Origin of the sequence: Thalassotalea sp. PS06, assembly GCF_007197775.1 — a bacterium.
Taxonomy (GTDB): Bacteria; Pseudomonadota; Gammaproteobacteria; order Enterobacterales; family Alteromonadaceae; genus Thalassotalea_A.
In genome coordinates, this window is record NZ_CP041638.1 from 3,553,449 (window position 1) to 3,578,735 (window position 25,287).

The window sequence follows — 25,287 nt, forward strand, 5'->3', positions numbered from 1 at the left end:
GAATGCAGGCAATTTTACCCAATTAACATCTGTGTCGAAAGGATCAAATGAAGAAATAAAGCCTAACCACTACGTTAATCGGTCCATAACTGCTAGGATATGAACACATTAACGCAATTAATAAGAGCTCTATGATTAACCCGAAGAAAATCGAAGAAATTGCTAAGCAAATCACCGATTCCATTCCACCGGGCGTAAAAAATGTCGCCACGGATTTAGAATCGAAAACCAAAGAAGTATTGCAGCGTAAGTTAGCGCAACTAGATGTGGTGACCAGGGAAGAATTCGACGTTCAAACTCAGGTTCTGGCAAAAACCAGAGCCAAGCTCGAAGCGATGGAAGCGAAGCTTGCCGAATTAGAATCGGCGCTCGCCGATAAACCTGAACCCAAATAGCATCGGTCGGTTTTCATAACCTTCAAGAACCTTTTCCATGTTGCTTATGGAAGTTTGAATGCCGGCGTTATCCGGCATTTCTGATGTTACTCTACTCGCCTTTTTGACTCAAAAACGCCTGATAGGCCGGGTTATCGGTTTCTTCAAACCACTCGTAACCCAAATCCTGTAGGTGCGCAAAGAAATCCTGTTGTTCGCTATCAGCAACTTCAAACCCCGCCAATACCTGACCAAATGCGGCGCCATGATTACGATAATGAAATAAGGTAATATTCCAAAGCTCACCTAAGGTATTGAGAAACTTTTCTAAAGCGCCCGGGTATTCTGGGAACTCAAATCGAAATAGCCTCTCTTTGACCATAGGTTTACTGGCACCACCTATCATGTAGCGAACATGCAGTTTAGCCAGTTCATTATCGGTTAGATCTTGCACCTGATAGCCGCTGGATTCCAAGATATTGACCAGCTCTTCACGTTCCTCTGCACCATGAGACAAGCGAATACCGACAAAGATATTGGCCTTGTTAGCATCTGAATACCGGTAATTGAATTCAGTAATCGCCCGGCCACCTAAGGTCTGGCAGAACTGACGAAAGCTGCCTTTTTGTTCCGGGATAGTCACAGAGAACACCGCTTCTTTTTGCTCCCCCAACTCACAACGTTCCGAAACATAACGCAGGCTATGAAAATTCATGTTGGCACCGGACAAGATGGCAACCAGCTTTTCATTTCCTTTTGAGGTTTTCACATATTTGTTGATACCAGCTAATGACAGAGCACCAGCAGGTTCGGCAATCACCCGGGTTTGCTCAAAGGTTTCTTTGATCGCTGCACAAATTTCATCGGAACTGACAGTGATCACCTGATCACAATATTTGTAAATTAAATCAAAGGTGTGCTCACCGATACGTTTCACCGCAACGCCATCAGCAAATAAACCAACATTGTCTAAATCTACCGGCTTACCTGCATCGAACGCGGCTTTTAAGCAGGCTGAGTCTTCTGCCTCAACACCAATGACTTTCACATGTGGCGCAATTTGTTTCACATAAACAGCAATACCGGCAAGTAATCCGCCGCCACCGCAGGGAACAAAAATAGCATCGACATCCGCAAGTTGCTGCAGGATTTCTTTACCTACGGTACCTTGACCGACGATAACATCCGGATCATCAAACGGTGGAATAAAGGTTTTTTGCTCGCTCTTAGCAAACTCAATAGCCGCCTGTTGTGCTTCGTTAAAGCTCTTACCAATCAAGCGTACCTCGGCGCCAAAATGACGCACATTGTTCACTTTGATTTCAGGCGTGGTAATTGGCATCACAATGGTTGCCTTTACCCCTAAGCTTTTAGCCGCAAGCGCCAGCCCTTGCGCATGATTACCGGCAGAAGCGGCAATCACACCATTACTGCGTTGCTCAGACGACAATTGCTGTAACTTGTTATAGGCACCGCGTAATTTAAACGAATGCACCGGCTGCTGGTCTTCGCGCTTTAAAAACACTTGATTATTCAGCTGCGCAGAAATCTTCGGCAGATACGTTAAATCCGTTTCCTTGGCGATGTCATAGACAGGCGCCATCATAATTCGGCGCAAGTAAGTTAGCGCTAAATCCTGTTCCCTATTTTCTGCAGATGACTTTGTTTGCTGAGTTACCATAGCGTCCTCTATGACTGAAATTTGTCGAGTAATTCGGTATTTCGGATTGCGCCTTTATCAGCACTTGTTGCCAACATTGCATAGGTTTTTAACGCATAGCTGATTGGACGCACGCGATCCACAGGTTTCCAGGCTTTGTCGCCACGCCCCTGCATTGCCTCACGTCGATGCGCTAATTCTTCATCGCTAATCGTCAGCTCAATCTTACGGTTAGGAATATCGATATCGATACCATCACCATCTTCAATAAGAGCAATTACGCCACCAGAAGCCGCCTCAGGTGAAACGTGACCAATCGACAAACCAGAGGTACCGCCAGAGAATCGACCATCGGTGATAAGTGCACACTTAGTGCCAAGCCCCATGGATTTCAGATACGTTGTCGGGTATAGCATTTCCTGCATTCCTGGACCGCCTTTCGGGCCTTCATAGCGAATAACCACAACATCGCCTTCAACTACACTGCCACCTAAAATGCCTTCTACTGCCGCATCCTGAGATTCAAAAATTCGCGCCTTGCCTTTAAACACCAGGTTTTCTTCAGCAACACCGGCGGTCTTTACAATACAGCCGTTCTCAGCAATATTTCCGAACAATACCGCGAGACCGCCGTCCTGGGAAAAAGCGTTTTCTTTAGAGCGAATACAGCCGTTCTCACGATCATCATCCAGGGTTGGGTATCGACAATCCTGACTAAAGGCTTTGGTAGTGCGAATACCGGCAGGACCGGCGCGGAAAAACTCTTTTACCGCTTGATCATCGGTTTGTTTAATATCGTATTGCGCCAGCAATTCTTGCAAAGACATACCTAAGACATTGGTAACCCTGGTATCAAGTAGCTCGGCTCGGGCCAACTCCCCTAAAATCGCCATCACTCCACCTGCACGATGTACATCTTCCATATGATATTTCTGAGTCGATGGGGCCACTTTACAAAGGTGTGGCACGTGACGAGACAAGCGGTCGATATCAGCCATGGTAAAGTCCACTTCCCCTTCCTGAGCGGCGGCCAATAAATGCAATACGGTGTTAGTAGAACCACCCATAGCAATATCCAGACACATGGCATTTTCAAACGCAGCTTTAGTAGCAATGGAACGCGGCAGTGCGTTTACGTCATCTTCCTGATAGTAACGTCGGGCCAGCTCAACCACACGCTTACCCGCAGACAAGAATAATTGTTCACGATCGGCATGTGTCGCCAGCATCGAGCCATTGCCAGGTTGCGCCAGACCAAGAGCTTCTGCCAGACAGTTCATCGAGTTGGCGGTAAACATCCCCGAACAACTACCACAGGTTGGACATGCAGAACGTTCTACTTGCGCCGCCTGCTCATCGGAAACATTTGGATCAGCGCCCTGGATCATTGCATCGACCAGGTCCAGTTTGATGATTTGATCAGACAGTTTGGTTTTTCCCGCTTCCATCGGGCCACCGGAAACGAAAACCACAGGAATATTCAGGCGCAATGCCGCCATTAACATACCCGGGGTGATCTTGTCACAGTTGGAAATACAGACCATGGCATCGACACAGTGAGCGTTAATCATATACTCCACGGAATCGGCAATTAGCTCGCGGGAAGGAAGCGAATAGAGCATGCCCGAGTGACCCATGGCGATACCATCATCAACGGCAATGGAATTGAATTCTTTTGCAACACCACCGGCTTCTTCGATAGCGCCGGCAACCAGTTGCCCCATGTCCTTAAGATGGACATGGCCTGGTACGAATTGGGTAAATGAATTGACGACTGCAATGATAGGCTTGCCAAAGTCGCTATCTGTCATACCGGTGGCGCGCCACAATGCACGCGCACCAGCCATGTTACGACCTTGGGTAGAAGTTGCAGACCTTAATTTAGGCATAATACATCCTTAATAAACCATAAAATTTCTAATAGTAAATAACCGCCAACCTCTGCAACGATGCAGAAAAGTCAGCAGCTTATACCAATTAAACTAGCGGCTAAAAACCGATGGCTTATATCGAATTTATTAATGCCAAAGCCTGCCTGTCTCAATCAGACAGGCGAAGCTTCGATATATTATCGCCAGTTATTTTACCGGAGCTAACCAGCCCCATTTATCTTCAGTTTCACCGGTGAAGATGCCAAAGAACGCATCCTGGATCTTACGGGTGATTTCCCCGCGACTTCCGGTTCCAACTTTAATACCATCTACGGTGCTTACCGGAACGATTTCCGTTGCGGTACCACACATAAAGAATTCATCCGCTAAGTAAAGCGCTTCACGAGCAATCAACTCTTCACGAACTTCCAGACCCATTTGCTTGGCTAGAGTGATGATAGTGTCACGCGTTAAGCCAGGTAAGATTGAACAGGTTGAAGGTGGAGTGTAAAGCACGCCGTTACGAACTAAAAACAGGTTTTGACCTGCGCCTTCACTCACATAGTTGTTTACGTCTAAGGCAATACCTTCGGTATAACCGTGACGAGCCGCTTCGTTAGAAATTAGCTGTGAAGACAGATAGTTACCACCAGCTTTTGCGCCGGTAGGCATAGTGTTTGGTGCTAAACGGTTCCATGAAGAAACCCCTACATCTACGCCTTTTTCCATAGCGTCGGCACCTAAGTACGCGTCCCATGAAAATGCTGCAATCATCAGTTCTGCATTGGCATCAACCGGTGGACGTAAACCCATACCTACATCGCCTAAGAAAGCTAATGGGCGTAAGTAAGCAGATTCAAGATTATTTTGTGCAACAGAGTCCTTACAGGCCTGCATCACTTCTTCGCGGGTAAATGGAATATTCAAGCGATAGATTTTCGCAGAGTCAAATAAACGATCGACGTGCTCTTCCAAACGGAAGATACAGGTACCGCGATGAGTTTTGTACGCACGGATACCTTCAAATACACTGGTACCGTAGTGCAAGCCGTGGCTCATTACATGAACCGTAGCATTTGCCCAAGGCATTAACTCACCATTAAACCAAATTTGATCAGCGTTTACTTTTGCCATTTCTTTATTCCTAAGTATTCATTGAGAAGTCAGTTTAATGCTTCACTGACTTGATATGTCTGCAAGCCCTGATCTTCGACTTTTATTTGCTCGATGTCGATTATTTTCAGCAATTGCTTTGTTAAATTTTCTATCGATCTGTCACTTTCTACTGACAGTTGAATATCCAAAAGATCGTTTTGCTCACCGGGGAGCATGGATAATCCACATAATCGAAATCCACGGTATCGGGTTACCTGAAGTAATCGTTCTACAACCATCACGTGATCGGATGCGGTAATTTTCAAATGATGTAAGGTCATAAAGAGTACTCCTGGGTTAACGGAATAAATAGGTCCTGAACACGCCAATCTGGGTTTGATTGCGTAATTGCGCTGACGAATAATCGATAATTAATTGCCATTGCCAGCCTCCAACATCCCATGATTGGCCGTTTCAGGTGGTACTAGAGGCCAGACATTGTCCATCTCATCTATGCGTACCTGTAATAGATAAGGGCCTTGATGCGCGAGCATTTCAGTAAGTGCAGCGCTAACCTGCTGCTTGGTAGTAATGAGTTTTGCTTTGATATCAAAGGCTGTTGCCAGCGATACAAAATCCGGGTTATCACTTAAATCGGTTTCGCTATAGCGTTCCTGGAAGAACAATTCCTGCCACTGACGCACCATGCCAAGTTTGGCATTATCAATCAGCAGAATTTTCACCGGGATTTGGTAACGCTTTAATGTCGACAGTTCCTGGATATTCATCATCAATGAACCGTCACCACAAACCGCAACGACAGTATCATTTGGCCTTGCCACCTGAGCACCGATTGCCGCAGGCAGACCAAATCCCATGGTGCCAAGACCACCACTGGATAAAAAGTTTTTCGGGTCGTGCATCATCATATGCTGTGCCGCCCACATCTGATGTTGACCAACGTCCGTGGTTGTCACTGCGTCCTTGGATAACATCTTACCCAATTCAGATAATACCGACGGCGCATAGATACCTTCGCCCGGATGGTCATAACGCCAGGGAAAATCCGTTGATAGCTGCTGACAACGCTGTTGCCAGGCGTCAATTTGCAAATGCGGTCGCAAACCGATTAATAACTGTTTAAATACCGGCAAAGATTGCTTTAAATCGGCAACGATCGGTAAATCCACACCGCGACGTTTATTGACTTCACAATTATCGATATCTAGTTGAATAACTTTGGCTTTGGGTGCAAATTCGGCGAGCTTGCCAGTAACCCGGTCATCAAAACGCGCGCCCAATGCGATAAGTAGATCGCATTCCTGGACCGCCAGATTCGCCGGCTTGCTGCCATGCATGCCAAGCATACCTAAAAAATATTCTGCCTCAGGGTCGATGGCACCAATACCTTTTAAGGTGGTAACACTCGGGATATTTACCGCTGCCATTAAGTCACGCAGGTGCTCGACCGCATCGGCCATACCAACACCACCACCAACATAAAAAATCGGTGAGCGTGACTCTTCTATCAGCGTCTGCAGCTTTTGCTGATTAGGCAGAGAGATTACCGGATTTAAAGGCGCGACAGTTTGTGGTTTTGAAGCCAATTCCGCTAATAATCGTTCTGCACGTTCTGAATCAAGCTTTTGAATTTGTACGTCTTTTGGGATATCGATTAACACCGGTCCTGGGCGCCCTTCATAGGCAATTTCAACCGCTTTAGAAACGGCGACTGGGATTTCACTGGCACATTGCACTTGCTCGCAATACTTAGTGCAGGCAAGGCTCAATCCAAGAATATCAACTTCCTGGAATGCATCTGAACCCATGGCTTTTTTCGCTACCTGGCCAGTGATTGCCAGCATAGGAATTGAATCGGAAAAGGCATCGGCAATGGCCGTTATCAGGTTTGTCGCCCCAGGGCCTGATGTAGCCAGACAAACACCAAGTTTGTTACTAGCTCTTGAGTAACCAAGGGCTGAAAAACCAGCGCCTTGCTCATGACGACAGAGAAAATGCTTGATTGGGCTGTCATACAAGGCATCGTAGACAGGCATGATCGCACCGCCCGGATAGCCGAACAGACTATCAACGCCGTGTTGTTGCAATGCTTTTAACAGTAACTCTGCACCTGTCATGGGACACCTTTGTGAAATTCTGCAAAATTTTGTCTGCAGATTGAGAGTCGTTACCGACTCGGTTCAATTTTTAGCGCTGATGACTCCGGATCCAGACTCAAACAGCCGTTTAATTGTTTACACCCTAAAAAAATAAACCCCCCGGTTCTTTCGAAGCGGGGGGTTGGTGGTGTTAGTGTTTTTCTAACTCAACAACAATCCCGCAATGATTTAATAATCACCACGACGAGGACGTTAATTTGAATTAGAAATAATTTGTTCATTACTAAAATCTACTTGTTGATTCTTATAGTAAACTTATCTGTCAAGCCCATAACTAAGACTTAATTATAGGCGACTTTGAAATTTGTAACGTATTTTTAACACAGGGATTCACTGCTCACAACCGTTTTCTTGCAGAAATCTAAAATAATTACTCTATTTTTTGTTCTAAGCGTAAATTTTTCATTATAACGAGCTGAAAAAGTTTATTTTTTTAGCCTGAAAGGGATTTTCATGGCGATTGCAAAAATTTTCTCCCGGGCCAGAATCGGGTTAGATGCACCTACGGTTATTGTCGAAGTGCATATTGCCAACGGTCTTCCGGCGTTCAATATCGTTGGTTTACCAGAGACCACGGTTAAAGAATCGAAAGACCGGGTGCGCTCTGCCATTATTAACTGCGGCTATGAATTTCCGGGCCGCCGTATTACCGTCAACCTCGCGCCGGCAGATTTACCCAAAGAAGGTGGCCGCTTTGATTTACCGATTGCTATTGGCATTTTATTAGCATCGGAGCAATTACCACAGTTTAATACTGACACTCTAGAATTTGCCGGAGAGCTTTCTCTATCCGGTGAGCTAAGACCAATTCTTGGCGAGATATCCATGGCCATGGCATGTGCCGCGCAAGGACGGGATCTGTTTTTGCCCCAGGGTAATAGTGCTCAGGCATCCTGGGTGGATGATGTGACTATCTATCCGTTAACGCATCTGGCGCAATTATTTCCGCACTTACAACGTATCCAGCCGATTGAACCACTAAAATCCAGCAAACCACAAATTAGCGGCGCCCAACATGCGATTTGCCTGAGCGATATTATTGGCCAGGACAGTGCCAAACGAGGCTTGGAAATTGCCGCTAGTGGTGGCCATAACCTACTACTGATAGGCCCGCCAGGAACCGGCAAAACCATGTTGGCCTCAAGACTTGCCACCTTGCTTCCGGATATGGAACAACATGAAGCTTTGCAAACCGCCGCCATACGCTCGATATGCGGACAGGAAATTACCTGTGATAACTGGCTAATGCGTCCGTTTCGAGCGCCACATCATAATGCCTCTTCTGCGGCATTAGTCGGCGGTGGCAGTCATCCACAGCCTGGAGAAATTACCCTTGCCCACAACGGTGTCTTATTTTTGGATGAGTTAGTTGAATTCGACAGAAAGGTTTTAGAAGTATTACGCGAACCGATAGAGAGCGGCGAAGTCACCATATCCAGAGTTAAACAAAAGACCACGTATCCAGCAAAGTTCCAGTTAATCGCCGCGATGAACCCTTCGCCGACGGGATTTTATAATGACAAACGAGCGACACCAGAGCAGGTAATGCGTTACCTGAATCGTTTGTCAGGTCCTTTACTTGAACGTATCGATATGCAATTGGAAGTGCCCTTATTGCCAAAAGGCTATTGGCGAAAGGACGGGTATCAGCAACAGGGTGAGAGCAGTGAAACGGTTCGAGAGCGGGTAATCGAATGCCGACAACGACAGATTCGTCGGCAGGGCAAAGCTAATCATCGCTTAAGTGCCGCAGAGTTACATCAATATTGCCATTTATCGGAAGACAATCTTGAATTCTTTGAGCTCGCCATCGAAAAACTTGGTCTTTCTACCCGAGTTCATCACAACCTGTTAAAGATTGCCCGTACCATCGCCGATATGTCAGGCGCTGAGCAAATCGATAAATTGCATCTCACCGAAGCCTTGTCCTATCGCGCCATGGATCGGATCCTCAGCTATCTGGCCAGTAATTTACAGCGTTAATTTTCACGCAGACACCTACTCTATCCTTTCTTGTTATTTCAGCTACCCTCTCGCGGAAGCACGTCCTGCTTAAATTCTGCCACTTGTTTTAACTTTCCAAAATTAACCATTGCACAACCCTGAATCTTGCGCCGAACAGTATGTTAAAGTTCTCCCTTATCTTCCCTATTAAGACACCCATAGATACAAATTCTTTGCGCATTTATTAACACGAAGTTATTGAGACACCCATAACAAATAGACAGCAACTTGATGAAACTCAGGAGGAGGAAAGCGATTTAATTTCTCCTCGATGCCTTCTTTTAAAGCTAACTGGAAGAGCATTTCATATGGGTGTCTTCTTTGGTTTTGTTTAGTTTTAATGTGGGTGTCTTAACAAGAGCATTCCTGATGCGTCATGAAACGTAACAAGCTATTGATTTAAAATGCTTTACAATTCAGCGCGACAATCAACCAAACTTATTATTTAGGCACTCATAACAACCTTAAACAGAAATCCCACCAAGTAATTCGGAGGAGGACCGAGATATTCATTCTCCACTATGATCTAGCACACTCTTTAATATCTAAGCAGTGTGATGGGTGTCTTAATAAGACTCTATGATCAAGTTTGCCCTTTAATATCTAACCAATATGATGGGTGTCTTAATAAGATTGTGTTCAGTGTTGATAATGAATTCGCGATTATTCAAGACACTGAATAAATGCCTGTATCAAAGGTTGCTTGGCACGATTATTCAAGCCACATACCCCAAGGGAAAATTCCGATATGGGGTGTTCGGTATTTATGGTGCGGATCCTGTCCTTCACCGGACTATTATCAATCACTACCTGAGGTGCTATGCCGATACCACAACCAAGGGCGACCATAGATACTAAAGCTTCGTGACCAGACACCCGGGCATAGATATTTGGTTTAATCGTTAAATCACCTGCCGTCTGTTGTCTGAACCAGGTATCGAATCGGCTACGAACCGGTCCATGATCGGCCAGGATCACAGGTAAAGTCTGCCAATCAATTTGATTATTGCTTTGATACTGATCGAGCAGGCTGGAAACATGACAGTTAATGGTCGGGCCGATAATGGCTACTGGAATACTGGCAACTGAATGAAAAAAACAACTGCCTGGCAAACTGTCTTCATGGGCAGCGATGGCTAGATCCACGTCTTTGTTCTGCACCTTTTGAAAAGCATCGGCGGCATTACCGGTTTCCAGGCTGATCTCTACCTGGGGATATTTCTCCCGAAATTTATCCAACATCGCGGGAAGATGGGAATAAGCGGCGGTCACCGAGCAGTAAAGCGATAGCTTCCCTCTTAGCTGTCCTTGCTGTTGCTGAATACGCGCCTGCAGATTCTGCCATTCAAGGATTTGCTCCTTGCAATATTGATGAAACACATCGCCCGCTGGCGTTAGCGAAACACTGCGGTTGTCGCGAAACAATAACTGACTGTCGACTTCCGACTCCAGACGTTGCACTAAGCGACTCAGAGTTGAAGGACTCATATGAAAGATACTGGCGGTCTGAGAAAAATGCAGATGCTCTGCCAAATGAGCAAATACCTGTAACGATTTAATATCCATTCAGTGTCATCATGAGCGTGCTGATAATCATTTGGAAAATCAGACAGGCTCTCTTTGTTGCAAATAATGCAATACATTATTGCAAATATATCATTTTAAGCAACAAAGATTATCCACTATGATTCACTCGATAGAAATTTCATACAGATACCGATACAGGAGTAGTTTCAGGTGGCCAATTATTTTAATACCTTGAGTTTGCGCGATAAGTTAGCGCAGTTAGGCAAATGTCGTTTTATGAAACGCGATGAATTCAGCGATGGTTGTAACGCCATTAAAGGCTGGAAAATCGTAATCGTCGGCTGTGGTGCTCAAGGTCTGAACCAGGGCCTGAACATGCGTGATTCTGGTCTTGATATCTCTTACGCATTGCGTGAGTCGGCTATCAGTGAAAAGCGTCAGTCCTGGCAGTGGGCTACGGAAAATGGTTTTACCGTTGGTACCTACGAAGAATTGATCCCACAAGCGGATATGGTATTAAACCTGACCCCAGATAAGCAGCACACCAATGTTGTTGAATCGGTAATGCCATTGATGAAGCAGGGCGCAACTCTCTCCTATTCTCATGGTTTTAATATCGTTGAAGAAGGTATGCAGGTTCGTGAAGACATCACGGTGGTAATGGTTGCACCTAAGTGCCCGGGTACTGAAGTTCGCGAAGAATACAAGCGCGGTTTCGGTGTACCAACGCTTATTGCTGTGCACCCTGAAAACGATCCTAAGGGTCAGGGCCTTGCCGTTGCCAAAGCTTATGCAAGCGCCACTGGTGGTGACCGTGCCGGTGTACTTGAGTCATCGTTTATAGCCGAAGTTAAATCCGACTTGATGGGTGAGCAAACTATCCTTTGCGGCATGTTACAGACCGGGGCAATTTTGGGTCACCAGCAAATGGTTGCCAACGGTATGAACAGTGCCTACGCGGCGAAATTGATTCAGTACGGTTGGGAAACCGTAACCGAAGGCTTAAAACATGGTGGTATCACCAACATGATGGACAGATTGTCGAATCCGGCAAAAGTCCGCGCTTTTGAAATGGCGGAAGAATTAAAAGATATTCTGCGTCCATTATTTGAAAAGCACATGGATGACATCATCGAAGGTGAGTTTTCAAAAACCATGATGCAGGACTGGGCAAATGGTGATGACAATCTGCTAACCTGGCGTGAACAGACATCACAAACCTCGTTTGAACAAGCGGCAGAATGTGATGTAGAAATCAGCGAACAGGAATACTACGACAAAGGTATCTTCCTGGTAGCTATGGTAAAAGCCGGTGTTGAACTTGCCTTTGAAACCATGGTTGCTGCAGGCATCATTGAAGAATCGGCTTACTATGAGTCGCTGCATGAAACGCCACTAATCGCCAACTGTATCGCCCGTAAGAAACTTTACGAAATGAATGTGGTTATCTCAGACACCGCTGAATACGGTAACTACTTGTTCTCTCACGCTGCGGTACCGTTACTGCAAGACTACGCCAGCAAATTATCGTTAGAAGATTTGGGTGAGGGCTTAAGCGATTCCAGTAATCAAGTTGACAATGTTCGTTTGATTGAAGTAAACGAAGCTATCCGCAACCACAGCGTTGAGCAGGTAGGTAAAACCCTTCGTGGCTACATGACAGATATGAAGAAGATCGCGCTTTAATCGATTTAGAACGCGACCTAAAAGTCGCTACAGAAATCAGAGCTCAGTAACAGCGGTTTGCTGCTATCTGCCATCCGCTGTCTGTTGACTCAAAAAGGGGTTAAATCCAACCAGGATTTAATCCTTTTTTTACGTCTACAATTAATTCCATAAGCTCCTCATACCAATCAATTATGGAAAAACCATGTCTGGCATCTACGATAATATTCTGCAAACCGTTGGCAATACCCCCATTGTAAAGCTCAATAAAATGGCCCCGCCTGGCGTCAATGTATTTGTCAAAGTGGAATCCTTTAATCCCATGGGCTCAGTGAAAGACCGATTGGCTCTGGGGGTTATTGAAGATGCGGAACGACGTGGTCTGCTCAAGCCCGGGCAGACGGTCGTTGAAGCCACCAGTGGTAATACCGGAATTGGCCTTGCTATGGTTTGTGCGCAAAAGGGCTATCCCCTTGTGGTTACCATGGCGGAAAACTTTAGTGTTGAGCGGCGAAAAATGATGCGCTTTCTTGGCGCCAAAGTAGTTCTTACCCCAGCGCATGCAAAAGGTACCGGCATGGTCAATAAAGCCGCGGAACTTGCCGAACAACATGGATGGTTTTTAGCCAGGCAATTTGAAAACCCTGCTAACGCAGAGATGCATTATCGAACCACTGCCGAAGAGATCCTCAAAGATTTTTCTGAAATCAATCTTGATTACTGGGTTAGCGGCTTTGGTACCGGCGGCACTCTCAATGGTGTATCCCGTAAACTTAAAGAAGCCAGTCCCAATACCCGCATTATTGTATGCGAGCCGGACAACTCACAAATTCTCGCCAGCGGTATCAGCCAACCTGCAGATGAAAGTCATCCCAAATTTCGTCCCCATATGATGCAGGGCTGGTCACCGGATTTTATTCCCGATCTTGCCAATCAGGCCTTACAGGCTGATCACATCGATAATTTCATGCCCATTGATGGTGAAGATTCGCTGCGCTGTGCCAAAGAGCTGGCTCAAAAAGAAGGCATTTTTGTTGGTATTTCCGGAGGCGCAACCTTGTCCGGCGCCTTAAATCTGGCCAAGTTAGTCGCCAAAGGCAGTAATATTCTTTGCATGTTACCAGATACCGGCGAACGCTATCTCTCGACCCAGCTGTTCGCCGACGTAAATGCCGATATGAACGAAGCGGAATTAACCATATCAAGGTCAACGGACAATTATCGCTTTGATAGCAGCGGTGGTGGTTCTGCTGCTGAAGCACCACTACCTGAGGCCGAGCCAGAAATGGTCAAAGAGATTGATGACTACATCAACAATTCCGAGCAAAAGGTGGTGATGTTCGCTCTGCAATGGTGTGAATTTTGCGATTCAGTTCGCAATGCCCTGAAGCACTATGACATAGAGTTTAAAAGTGTCGATCTCGACAGTGTCGCCTTCGCTGAGCAAAATCATGGTGGCAAACTGCGAATCGCCCTCCGCCATAAAACAGGCTGGAATACCTTTCCACAGATATTCGTCAATGGCGAGTTTGTTGGTGGCTGTACCGATATCTTCGATAAGGTGAAAAACGATTCATTGCAGCCGATGTTAGATAGCGCCGGGATCTCTTACAACCAGACCATGACTGGTGATGGCAAAAAAGATCCCTACGATTATCTACCAAGCTGGCTTCATGCCCGGTAACAAAATAAGAAAATTGTGACTTTGTTAGCTGCGTACCTGACCATCACCATAGACGATGAACTTTTCCGTAGTTAGCGCTTGCAAACCCATAGGGCCAAATGCATGAAGCTTTGATGTGGAAATACCAATTTCAGAGCCAAGGCCCAGCTCACCACCATCAGAGAAACGCGAAGATGCATTCACCATCACCACCGACGAGTTGATTCGACGAATAAATTCCCGGGAACGCTGATAATTTTGAGTGACAATAACTTCCGTATGATCTGAGCTATATTCCTGAATATGGGCGATGGCACTATCAAAATCAGAAACTACCCGAACCGCCACTTCCTGTGCCAGATACTCAGCGTGGTAATCATCTTCTGTTGCCAGTTCGCTATTATCAAAATACTTAGCGCTGGCCTCACAACTATGGATCTTTACTGCAAATGGTGCCAATGCCTGTGCCGCATTCGGTAAAAACGTATCGGCAATATCACTGTGCACTAATAGGGTTTCAATGGCATTACAGGCACTCGGACGCTGGGTTTTACCGTTCACCAGTATTTCAACGGCTTGTCCTAAATCCGCTTCATTATCGATGTACAGATGACAGACGCCTTTATAATGTTGAATGACAGGGATTCGTGAATTGTCACTGACATAACGGATCAGCGCTTCGCCGCCGCGAGGAATCACCAAATCAATATATTCATTGAGGGTCAGTAGTTCAGTGATAACACTGCGATCGGTATTTGGCACTATGGTGATAATTTCCGTCGGAATGGCAAAATCCTGTAATACCTGATGCCATAAGTCGGAAATTGCCCGATTACTGTGCACCGCTTCTGAGCCACCACGTAAAATCACCGCATTACCAGATTTTAAACAAAGCGCCGCAGCCTCGGCGGTAACGTTTGGACGCGCTTCATAGATCATCGCAATAACCCCCAATGGGATACGCATCTTGCCAACTTCAATGCCATTTGGGCGCTTGTTCAAGCCACTAACACTACCAACCGGATCCGCTAAAGCGACGATTTCTTCAATCGCACTGGCGATACCTTCAATACGCGCATCGGTCAATAACAAGCGATCTAACATGGCATCCGTTAAACCTTTGGCTCGACCTGCGTCGATATCTATCTGGTTTTCAGCCATCAATTTGGTTTTTTCATGACGAACTTTAGCGGCCATCGCCATTAAAATGTTATTCTTCTGGGTTGTGGTTAACTGAGCAACCACCGGGCACGCCTGACGAGCTTTTTTGGCTAAACTGGCGATATCAAATTGGGAAACGTCATTCATAATCGTGCTCACTGGTTTGTGACTATTTACTACTTAATACTAAATCATCGCGATGGATGACTTCCTGGCTTGGGCAGTAGCCAAGAATGGCTTCGATATTGTGACTGCCTTGCCCCTGAATCCGGGCAAGATCGCTACTGGAATATTGTGAGATGCCTTTGCCGATAATTTTCGGTGCTTGTTCGTCAAAATAGATAATGTCGACAGCTGCGCCTTTGGCAAAATCTCCGGTCAATCCTTTCACTCCAATGGCCAATAAAGACGCGCCAGTTTCCTGCAAAGCGCGCACCGCACCTTGATCAACATGCACCGCGCCTGAACTTTTCAGGGTATTTTTTAGCCACTGTTTTTTCGCGGTTAGGGTATTACCCTGGGCACTAAAGTGAGTACCCGGATTTTCGCCATTTAACAATTGCTCAAATACCCGAGGTTTAGTGCCATTGACGATAAAGGTTTCAATACCCTGTTCGCAGGCCTTGTCCGCCGCCTGAATTTTGGTAGCCATACCGCCAGTTGCCAAATGATTACTGGTACCGCCAGCAAGGTCATAAATGTCCTGAGTAATTTTTTCGATATTAGGAAGCAAAATAGCATCGGCAAATTTGCGCGGGTCCTTATCAAAAACGCCATCGACATCACTCAATATTAGCAACGCATCGGCTTCAACAACCATGGCCACTAAAGCGGCAAGATTGTCATTGTCGCCGACTTTTAACTCTTGGGTGGCAACCGTGTCATTTTCATTGATGATAGGCAACGCTCGGTTTTCTAATAACACCCTTACCGTGTTTTTAATATTCAGATAGCGCTTTCTATCTTTAAGATCGCCATGGGTTATCAATAACTGCGAACAAGAAAAATCAAAAAATCGTTGCCAGTTTGCCATCATCTGCATCTGGCCAACGGCGGCCATCGCCTGCTTGGCAGCAATCGAGGGATTATTAGAACCATGGGTAATAAGAGCGCGGCCAGCAGCAACACTCCCGGAAGAAACCAGGATGACTTCGATATCTTTTTGGTGACAGTCACTGATGAACCCAGCAATCGCCAGAACATGCTTGCCGGAGCAACCTTGCCCGTCTGGTGAAACCAGTGCGCTTCCTACTTTTACTACAATTCGTTTGTACTGCATTACCTTGCCACCCAGAAATAATATGCCTTGTTTGAGAGTTCTCGCTGAAAAGATTGAATCAGACAACATTTCAGTTGCCAGAGCTAATGGCGCGAGTAGAAAAATCCAACCGATTCAGGATAAAAAAAACACAGATGTTAAGCAAGTGTAAAATCGCTTAAATCCCTTGTTTTTACTGGCTTTTCACTACCTTAGTGAAAACTGGACTCATTCAGGATTGAAATCTGGAACTAACAAGTCCGTCTGATAATGATATTCTCAATATATTCAATATCTAAAGCCTGTCTGACTCTAACTTATATAGGGATGTAATATGCAGCCATCACAGCCAGTTCCCGTGGAAAATAAACCCGCAACTGATTCGGCCTACGTCTGGTATCGCGACATCGATCCCAATGGTTTAGTCGCCCGCACCATGTTGGCTTTTCTGGCAACGGCCGGCCTGTTTTACGTCAATATTATGCCAGCGTTAGTTTCCGGGCTGATAGAAGCTTTAGGGTTTAGTAAAAAAGATGCTGGATTGGTAGCATCGTTTAATGTTTATGGTGCTGCACTCGGCGCCTTTGCTGCGGTTTTTGTAGTCAAAATATGGTCGTGGCGAACCACCTCCGTTGCATTGCTACTGGCCCTGATAGTGACCGACTTAATTTCTATCGTTATCCATGATCCATACGCGTTAATGGCAATGCGCTTTTTACATGGTGCGATTGGCGGATTGCTTGTTGGCGTTGGTTTTTCCATTATCGCCCGCACCAAAGAAGCGGATAAAACCTTTGGTATATTGTTATTAGTGCAGTTTGGACTCGGTGGTGTTGGCGTTATATATATTCCGCCATTGGTCCCGGAATATGGCACCGCCATTTTATTCTCGTCGTTAATTGCATTCTCGGTTTGCACTTTATTAATGCTGCCGTTTATCCCCCAGTATCAAGAAAATGCGAATCCACAAAAAGACGTGCAACAATCGATACAAAAATGGCCTTTGCTATCAGCGCTATTTGCATTGTTTTTATTTCAGGCCGCCAACATGGGCTTGTACGCATACATCATTGATTTAGGTCAGGTTGCCGGGTTAAAGACTGAAATGATATCAACCATCATCGGCGTTTCAGCCTGGTTTGGGATCCTGGGTTCAATGTTAGTGGTCTGGTTATCAACCCGATTTGGACGCAGCATTCCATTAACCATTGGTATTATTTTCACCGGTATCAATACTCTTATTCTTCATTACGCCGCGCAAGAATGGGCATTCTGGCTGGCCAATATCAATATCGCCATTGCCTGGGCCTTTGTCATTCCTTATATTCTGGGTTTATGCTCCGAATTCGATCGCCAGGGGCAAATGGCAGCGCTTGGCGGATTTGCCTCAAAAATGGGACTGGCATCGGGGCCATTAGCAGCAGCGTTAATGGTAAGTGGCTTTAGCTATGGGTTTCTTATCAATATCGCCGTCGTGGCTTTGATATTTTCAATGATTGCTGCTTGGTGGCCGGCAAATTTACTCGACCAGGAATCCTAAGGGTTTGCATATGTTGAACAGCAAATGGCAGCTCTCCATGCTGCTTTTGCTGATTCTCACAGCTTCAGCCAGCGCCCAATCAACGTCAGATTTAACCTCATATTCAGCAGGGAAAATCAGCAGCCAGCAACTTAATGACAAAAGCATCATTAAGCCAATATTATTGGCGAAAATGTCACCATCAAGCAAGGCAATGCCGGCTAGCCTCGAGCTTAAAGGCAAGATAAGTTTCACCCCGGTTTTCGAGAATGCTTATTTTCAGATACTGACCGACGAATTTAATTACCAACAAAACTCACAATTACAACTATCTGAATTACCAGTTTTCGACATCGAGCTTATCTCTATCAACGGCACTTTATTCCCTAAAATTCGAGGTACCGTAACTACGCCGCATCCGCACTGGGATTATGTAATTGAGCCGGGAAAGGTTTGGCGCGAAGGCAGCGATAAATCAATTAACCGAGCGTTGCTCCCCTTTGCCCTTCAGGAAAAAAATGCTAATTGCCTGCATAATGGCCTGATAACGTTTCTGTTTGATGACAAAGGCAAGATCAGTAACGGTTTTTATCAGATCAGCAGCGAAACCTGCACCTACCTGCAATTTGATGCATCCGGCTATTTGGCAACTAACCTTATAGCTGATACCTCATTAGCAGGGAATACTATTTCACAACAAGCAGACGTTTACCAAAAAAGCGTTAATTCTGTTACCGAGCTTCAAGCCCTCAAAGAGCAATTTGCTAATGCTGATCTCGAAGCATTAGCCGGTAAATCCGATAACAATTCCAATGCTATATCTGTCGCCGGCATTATCATTGCTGGTAACCATTTTCAGGCGCCGTGTATGACACGCCATGGTCGTCATCCCCTGTGCCAAAGCCTGACCCTTCCTTCTTATTCTCTGGCAAAATCCATGTTTGCATCACTCACCCTGCATGCATTAAGGCAAAGATTCCCCGATATTGATAGCCTGCAGGTAACCGACTGGGTTGAGCAGTGCAACAGCAAGGAATGGCATGGGGTATCGACATCAAACCTTCTCAACATGAATACCGGTTTATATGATTCCGAAAGTTATTCAGACGATGAATTTTCAGAAAAAATGGAGGGCTTTTTTGACGCCAGCAGTCATCAGCAGAAAATCACTCAAGCCTGTAGTTTTTTTAATAAAAAACAATCACCTGGCGAGCGATTTATTTACCATACATCAGACACTTACATCTTAGGCACAGTCCTGAATAAATTTTACAAACGGCATCATGAACCGTCACAGGATCTATTTTATGATTTTGTGGTTGAGCAACTTTTCAAACCGTTGGCGCTGAGCCCGACGACCTGGACAACAAGGCGCAGTCTGGGGGATATTGGACAACCATTTACCGGCTACGGCCTGAATTTATTACCCGCGGACATCGCGGCTTTAGCCGATGCCGCTTACGCTAAGCCTGCAAATACCTTATCCGCCCATAAAGCCTGGCAACATATTCTGGCAACCAAAGCGCAATTAACCAACGAAACGCATCCCGCGATTTTTGCACCTAACTTCGCTTATGCACAAGGCTTCTGGTTTCAGGATATCGCTGAAGTTCTCAACTGCGCTAAACCAACCTGGGTGCCATTTATGTCCGGCTATGGCGGTATAACCGTTGCCTTTCTACCTAAACAAATCACCTACTATGTATTCGCTGACAATCATAATCATCAATGGGCTCAGGCACTTGTTGCCATCGATGCGATTATCCCACTTTGTGCAAGTGATTGAATTTTCCTAAGTTGCACCAACCAAAGAAGTTCAGTAGTCTAATTTATAAACAACAATTAGAACAAACATCATGCTGCAGCATCTGTTAGTGTTGGAAGCGAATACCAATATCAGCCTCCAGCAACAAATAAAGCAAAAACTTATTGAGGCAATTATCCACGGTTATTTTCCCGCGGGTAGTAAGATGCCCTCATCCAGAAAGCTCGCTGAACAATTGGATGTTGCCCGTAACACCGTCGTTTTTGCCTACCAACAACTAACCGATGAAGGCTATCTGATATCGAAAGAGCGAAGCGGCATCTATGTCAGTGATAACCTGCAATCTCACTTCGAACAAAACCCGCCAGCCGAATCCAGTGAAGACAAATGCCACTGGAAAAATCGACTGAAAACACCAACAAGATCGAAATTACCGCCACCATATCCCGATAACTGGCAAGAATACCCATACCCATTTATTGCCGGCCAGTTCGACTTAAGCTTATTTCCGGTAAACCCCTGGCGTGAGTGCTCCAGGCTTACCATGAACATTAACGAAATCTCTACATGGGCCAGCGATAGTGGTTCTCAGGATGATTTGTTTTTAATCGAGGAAATTCGCACTAAGGTGTTACCGCGAAGAGGCATTTTTGCCAAACCCGAAGAAATATTGATCACCGTGGGTTCGCAACAAGGGCTGTATCTGCTGAGCGAACTGGTACTAAATCCGCAAACCATACTGGCGATGGAAGAGCCGGGTTATCCAGGTATGCGCCAATTAGCCGAACATCGTGGTGCGGCGATAGATTTGGTGAAAGTGGATAATAAAGGTATACAGGTGGATGAAATCAACAATCATGTTGATGCGGTATTTACCACCCCCAGCCATCAGGTACCTACCGCCGTTACTCTTTCCCAAAGCCGGCGTGAACAGCTGATAGAAAAAGCCAACGAACATGATTTCATCATCATCGAAGATGATTACGAATGTGAAGCGAACTTTGTTACCAACCCACATCCGGCGATAAAGAGCCTTGATACTCAGGGGCGGGTTATCTATCTATCGAGTTTCTCTAAAGTACTGGCACCAGGTTTACGCATTGGCTTTATGGTGGCGCCAGCAGAATTTATTAAAGCGGCGCGCTCATTGCGCTCGCTTTCGGTCAGGCATCCACCAGCCAATAACCAGCGCACCATGGCACTGTTTATCTCGCTTGGCTACTACGACACAGTGATGCGTAAACTAAACCAAACCTTGCAATTACGTTGGCAGGAGCTGCGTGAAGCGCTCAATCATTATCTACCAACCGCTATCGTAACGTCCCATAGTGTCGGCGGCAGTGCCTGTTGGATAAAAGGGCCTAAACATCTGAATAGCCAGCAATTTGCCGCTCAGGCTGCCAAAAACGGTATCCTGATTGAGTCCGTCAGCCGTTATTATGGTGACGATCGCAAACCTGAGTATTACTTTCGCTTAGGCGTAAGCAGTATCGAGGTGGATAAAATTCGTGCCGGTGTGGAATTACTGGCGCAGATTTTCTGGCAAAATCAGGAAACGGAATTAGAACAACTGCCGGCTAATGCGCAAAAACTAAATACCGAACAACTCGCTGATTTCATCGCCAATTGTGAGTTCATTGGCCGCACCGTTTTCGGTGAGCCCTATCGCATCAAGCTTGAAAGCGATGGCTCAATGCAGGGTTGGGAAGGTCACCATAATGAAAAAACCGATCAGGGGCAGTGGTGGCTCGAAGGCGATACCTGGTTTCGACAATGGCAACACTGGTCTTATGGCGAAGTACTTGGCTTTAACATTGCGGTTTTAGGGAAGCAAATATTCTGGCTACGTGATGGCAAGCTGGTAGATTCAGCGTTCTATACCCAAAAGCCACCTGTGGCACCATCAGAAAATATGCCTGGCCTCATCAAAAACCAATAACTGGTTCTACCCCTTTTTCACACGATTTCATAACGTTATCTAAAGCATTTGCTGGTCGGAAATGATTCTGGCCAGACATGATGATTTCTCTTTTTCTCCCAAACGACAAGGAGCTGCTTCAATATGTCGACTTTTATGATTGCCGGGCTGCAACTTAATCTGGTCAACAATGAAGATAATTTTTACCGGATTCGCGAACAGGTTGTGCTCGCAAAAAAGCGATTCGCACAATTAGATATGGTGGTGTTATCAGAATTAGCCACATTTGGTAGCGCTCCGCGTTTCGCCCAGACATTACCGGGTGATGCAGAAAATCGCTTTTGCCAGCTGGCGCTGGAAAACAATATTTATCTGGTGACCGGTTCCCTGTATCAGCGCATTGATGACCAGATTTACAATACCACGTCGGTGATATCCCCGGATGGCGAAGTCATATGCCGCTATCAGAAAATTTATCCATTTCTTCCCTATGAAACCGGCATTACCAGTGGCAACGACTTTACCACTTTTAATATTCCGGGTGTTGGTTGCTTCGGCCTTTCCATCTGTTACGACATGTGGTTCCCAGAAACAGTACGAGCTCTTTCTTATCAGGGTGCCGAAGTGGTGATCCACCCGACATTAACGAACACCATAGATCGCGACGTTGAATTGTCTATCTGTCGGGCAAATGCAGCGATGAATCAATGTTACATGATAGATATCAACGCCACCGGTGATTTAGCCGTTGGTAAATCTATCGTCGTTGGGCCTGGAGGCGAGGTCATTCATCAAGCAGGAACCAATCAGGAACTAATTCTGGTTGAAATTGATTTTGATTATATCCGTAGGGTCCGTGAACAAGGTTGGCAAGGACTCGGACAGCCACTTAAAAGCTTTCGGGATAAAAACATTCAGTTTCCCCAGTACCATCAGAATTTATCAACCAGCGCCCTGAGTAAGCTCGGGCCACTGCAAAAACCAGGGAGTTCAATTCTGGACTCATCGGAAAATTAATTCTGGTACTAACTCTGGACAAGATAAGCACATACATTGGTATTATAAAAACGAGCGAGAAAAACCCATGAAATACAACGACAAAAAACTCAGTTTCAAACTTTCGCAAATTGCCATTGCGGTGAGTTCCGCCGGATTTATTGGTAGTGCCCCGTTAGCTATGGCCGAAGAAAGTGCGCAGCAGTCGGGCATGGAAGTCATCGAAGTTACGGCTAACCGCCGAACCCAGAACATCAAAGAGGTACCTTACAATATCTCTGCAGTTTCCGGGGAAGAGCTCGAGAACAACCAAATCATCGATGCCAGCGAACTGATGCGTAATGTTGCAGGTATTACCGTGGTTGATCGCGGCTATCGCAATTCTGGTACGGTAAATTCCATCGTTATTCGCGGTGTTAACGTCGATAGTGGTGCCAACGGTGATGTGCCATTATCTGCCGTGCCAACTGTATCTACCTATATTAATGACACGCCAATTTATGCCAACTTCATTCTTAAAGATGTTGAGCAGGTTGAGGTTTTACGAGGCCCGCAGGGCACGTTATACGGTTCGGGATCCCTTGCAGGTACGGTAAAATACCGGATGAATCGCCCCGATACCGACGAGTTTAGTGGCAGCGTCAACTTTACCTATAGCCAAACCGATGGTTCCGAAGGCGATAATTTAAGTGGTGATGTTGTCGTGAATATACCGCTTGGAGATAGTCTCGCATTTCGCGCAAATTTCGGAAAAATCGATAATGATGGCATCATCGATTACACCACTCTTTATGAACTACAACCGGTAGATTATGGCAGCGGTAGTCCGTATTTCCGCGACGAAGGCCAGATGACACCGGTACCTGCTAATGGCGACATTGCAACCGGCGATCCGGTATTCACCAGCAAAGAAGACGCCGATACGGTTGATATCGATTATGGCCGGGTGGCTTTAGCATTTGAAGCAACAGACAACCTTAACTTTTTACTTTCCTATCAATATCAAAATGACGAAATCGGCGGCCGTCGACAAGTAACACGTGGCGTGCACTGGACCGAAGAAGTTGATGGCGAACGCGTCGCCACAGAATATGGTGAATATGAAAACGGTGCGGTAGTGTTGGAGCCATCCGAGAGGGATGTATCCTTGACCTCATTAGAAATTGAATGGGATCTTGGTTTCGCAACGCTTACCTCTTCATCATCCGGGTACGAGCATGACGGCGAAGCGTTAAGCGATAACTCGGGCTTTTATGCCCAGCAAAAATGGTTCACAGGCTTGTATTATGGTGCACCTCGCCCCATTGCCATTGCAACACGCGGTTATGAAGAAGAAGCCTTTGTACAGGAATTGCGCCTGGTTTCTAACGAACGTGTCGCCAATATGGACTGGGTAGTGGGTCTCTACTACATGGACCAGGATCGTAAAGTTTATCAAGACAGTTTTATGCCAGGCTATCAGCAGTGGGCAAACGCCGCATTTGACTGGTGGGGCATTATGGGAGATTTCGGTATGGTCTATACCGACAATGATTTCCATTATATCCGCGATGAAAGCTTTAAAGACACAGCTTTATTTGGTGAGCTTACTTATCATTTCAGTGATGATTTTCGTGCCACATTTGGACTGCGAACCTTTAAAAATGAATCGGATAATGACACCGTGTTATCGTTGCCAATCTGGCCATTTTTAGGCGATGAACCAAGCTTTGGTGAAGACGACAGTGATACCTTGTTTAAAGCCAACGTTTCCTGGGATCTCGGCGAAGACACTATGGTCTATGCCACTATCGCCGAAGGTTATCGCCGTGGTGGTGCTAATGCTGTGCCACTTGATGGTAGCCTTGAAGAACGACCGGAATGGCAGCAATACTTCTCTGATTCAACAACCAACTATGAATTGGGTTTAAAAGGATTCTTAGGGGATAATAACCATGGCTATACCGCCTCGTTATTCCTGATGGATTGGCAAGATCCACAGCTCAATACCGCGTCTTCCTGGGGATTCTTCACCGTGGCCAACGGCGATTCCGCCGAAACTTCTGGTCTGGAATTAGAACTACAGGGCTATCTAGGTGATGACCTGCGTTATGTGTTTGGTTATGCCTACGTCAACGCCGAACTCACTGGAGATTTCTTAACGCCATCGCCGGTATGGGTAGAAGACCCATTATCGATAACAGCAAAAGACGGCGAACGGTTACCTTTATCACCGGAGCATACCTTCAGTTTTAGTCTGGATTACACCTATAGTCTGGATAACGGTTGGTACTGGATAACCAACGCGAATATGTATTATCAGTCGGACTCTTTGAACTGGTACGGCGATGTAAGTGGTCCAAACGCCAACTCTCGCCAGACAGAAATCGATAGCTTTAGCCTGTTCAATGCCAGCACGCGCCTAAGCACAGAAAACTGGGATATCAGTTTGTATGTGAAGAACATTACCAATGAAGAAGGGGTAACCGGGGTTATTACCCAGGGCCATATGGGCACCGACCCGAGTGAAAACTTCTATGGGAATTCTTCGAAAGACTACATTAGCTTACCGCGCACTATCGGTGTGTCAGCAACCTACCGTTTCTAAATTCGGTAGAAAGGTATCAAAGAGCCAGTTTTACTGGCTCTTTT

17 protein-coding genes are annotated in these 25,287 nt (G+C 45.9%); 9 read left to right on the plus strand and 8 right to left on the minus strand.

Features of this window, described 5'->3' with window-relative positions; translation table 11 throughout:
* Window positions 1-131: 131 nt before the first annotated feature.
* Window positions 132-395 (plus strand): ubiquinone biosynthesis accessory factor UbiK, encoded by a 264-nt coding sequence (ubiK, locus tag FNC98_RS15780; protein ID WP_144035230.1) that lies wholly within the window; start codon window positions 132-134, stop codon window positions 393-395.
* Window positions 396-486: 91 nt separating this feature from the next.
* On the opposite strand, the gene ilvA is transcribed toward ubiK, so the two are convergent.
* From ilvA to ilvG, 5 genes are all read right to left on the minus strand, one after another.
* Entirely contained in the window at window positions 487-2,055 is a 1,569-nt protein-coding gene (ilvA, locus tag FNC98_RS15785; protein ID WP_144035231.1) for a threonine ammonia-lyase, biosynthetic, read from the minus strand.
* Between the two features lie 8 nt (window positions 2,056-2,063).
* Window positions 2,064-3,923, minus strand: coding sequence for a dihydroxy-acid dehydratase (gene ilvD, locus FNC98_RS15790; protein ID WP_144035232.1), 1,860 nt, complete (start codon window positions 3,921-3,923; stop codon window positions 2,064-2,066).
* 189 nt (window positions 3,924-4,112) lie between these two features.
* Window positions 4,113-5,039, minus strand: a complete 927-nt coding sequence (locus FNC98_RS15795) for a branched-chain amino acid transaminase (protein ID WP_144035233.1) — start codon at window positions 5,037-5,039, stop codon at window positions 4,113-4,115.
* A 29-nt stretch (window positions 5,040-5,068) separates the two neighbouring features.
* Window positions 5,069-5,341: an acetolactate synthase 2 small subunit gene (ilvM, locus tag FNC98_RS15800; RefSeq protein ID WP_144035234.1), complete on the minus strand. Its 273-nt coding sequence runs from the start codon at window positions 5,339-5,341 to the stop codon at window positions 5,069-5,071.
* Between the two features lie 90 nt (window positions 5,342-5,431).
* Window positions 5,432-7,138 (minus strand): acetolactate synthase 2 catalytic subunit, encoded by a 1,707-nt coding sequence (gene ilvG / locus FNC98_RS15805; RefSeq protein ID WP_144035235.1) that lies wholly within the window; start codon window positions 7,136-7,138, stop codon window positions 5,432-5,434.
* 495 nt (window positions 7,139-7,633) lie between these two features.
* Here ilvG and FNC98_RS15810 point away from each other — a divergent pair, with 495 nt between their 5' ends.
* Window positions 7,634-9,163 (plus strand): YifB family Mg chelatase-like AAA ATPase, encoded by a 1,530-nt coding sequence (locus FNC98_RS15810; protein WP_144035236.1) that lies wholly within the window; start codon window positions 7,634-7,636, stop codon window positions 9,161-9,163.
* 684 nt (window positions 9,164-9,847) lie between these two features.
* Here FNC98_RS15810 and ilvY read toward each other — a convergent pair.
* Window positions 9,848-10,750 carry an HTH-type transcriptional activator IlvY gene (ilvY, locus tag FNC98_RS15815; RefSeq protein ID WP_144035237.1) on the minus strand — a complete coding sequence of 301 codons (903 nt, stop codon included), beginning with the start codon at window positions 10,748-10,750 and terminating at the stop codon, window positions 9,848-9,850.
* 171 nt (window positions 10,751-10,921) lie between these two features.
* Between ilvY and ilvC the strand changes: the two genes are divergently transcribed.
* Window positions 10,922-12,397, plus strand: coding sequence for a ketol-acid reductoisomerase (gene ilvC, locus FNC98_RS15820; RefSeq protein ID WP_144035238.1), 1,476 nt, complete (start codon window positions 10,922-10,924; stop codon window positions 12,395-12,397).
* A 184-nt stretch (window positions 12,398-12,581) separates the two neighbouring features.
* Window positions 12,582-14,060, plus strand: coding sequence for a cysteine synthase A (cysK, locus tag FNC98_RS15825; protein WP_144035239.1), 1,479 nt, complete (start codon window positions 12,582-12,584; stop codon window positions 14,058-14,060).
* A 24-nt stretch (window positions 14,061-14,084) separates the two neighbouring features.
* Here cysK and FNC98_RS15830 read toward each other — a convergent pair whose 3' ends face one another.
* Both FNC98_RS15830 and proB read right to left on the minus strand, forming a co-directional pair.
* Window positions 14,085-15,347: a glutamate-5-semialdehyde dehydrogenase gene (locus tag FNC98_RS15830; RefSeq protein WP_144035240.1), complete on the minus strand. Its 1,263-nt coding sequence runs from the start codon at window positions 15,345-15,347 to the stop codon at window positions 14,085-14,087.
* Window positions 15,348-15,369: 22 nt separating this feature from the next.
* Window positions 15,370-16,479 carry a glutamate 5-kinase gene (gene proB / locus FNC98_RS15835; protein ID WP_144035241.1) on the minus strand — a complete coding sequence of 370 codons (1,110 nt, stop codon included), beginning with the start codon at window positions 16,477-16,479 and terminating at the stop codon, window positions 15,370-15,372.
* Between the two features lie 313 nt (window positions 16,480-16,792).
* On the opposite strand from proB, the gene FNC98_RS15840 reads away from it, so the two are divergent.
* The 5 genes from FNC98_RS15840 (at window position 16,793) to FNC98_RS15860 (ending at window position 25,243) form a co-directional block, all read left to right on the plus strand.
* Window positions 16,793-17,998: an MFS transporter gene (locus FNC98_RS15840; RefSeq protein ID WP_144035242.1), complete on the plus strand. Its 1,206-nt coding sequence runs from the start codon at window positions 16,793-16,795 to the stop codon at window positions 17,996-17,998.
* 10 nt (window positions 17,999-18,008) lie between these two features.
* Window positions 18,009-19,763 (plus strand): serine hydrolase, encoded by a 1,755-nt coding sequence (locus tag FNC98_RS15845; protein ID WP_144035243.1) that lies wholly within the window; start codon window positions 18,009-18,011, stop codon window positions 19,761-19,763.
* 70 nt (window positions 19,764-19,833) lie between these two features.
* The gene (locus FNC98_RS15850; RefSeq protein ID WP_144035244.1) at window positions 19,834-21,681 is read left to right on the plus strand and encodes a PLP-dependent aminotransferase family protein; all 1,848 of its coding nucleotides are present in this window, start codon (window positions 19,834-19,836) and stop codon (window positions 21,679-21,681) included.
* A gap of 123 nt (window positions 21,682-21,804) precedes the next feature.
* The gene (locus FNC98_RS15855) at window positions 21,805-22,677 is read left to right on the plus strand and encodes a carbon-nitrogen hydrolase family protein (RefSeq protein WP_144035245.1); all 873 of its coding nucleotides are present in this window, start codon (window positions 21,805-21,807) and stop codon (window positions 22,675-22,677) included.
* A gap of 67 nt (window positions 22,678-22,744) precedes the next feature.
* On the plus strand, window positions 22,745-25,243 hold the full coding sequence (locus FNC98_RS15860; protein ID WP_144035246.1) for a TonB-dependent receptor: 2,499 nt from the start codon (window positions 22,745-22,747) through the stop codon (window positions 25,241-25,243).
* The last annotated feature ends 44 nt before the right edge of the window (window positions 25,244-25,287 follow it).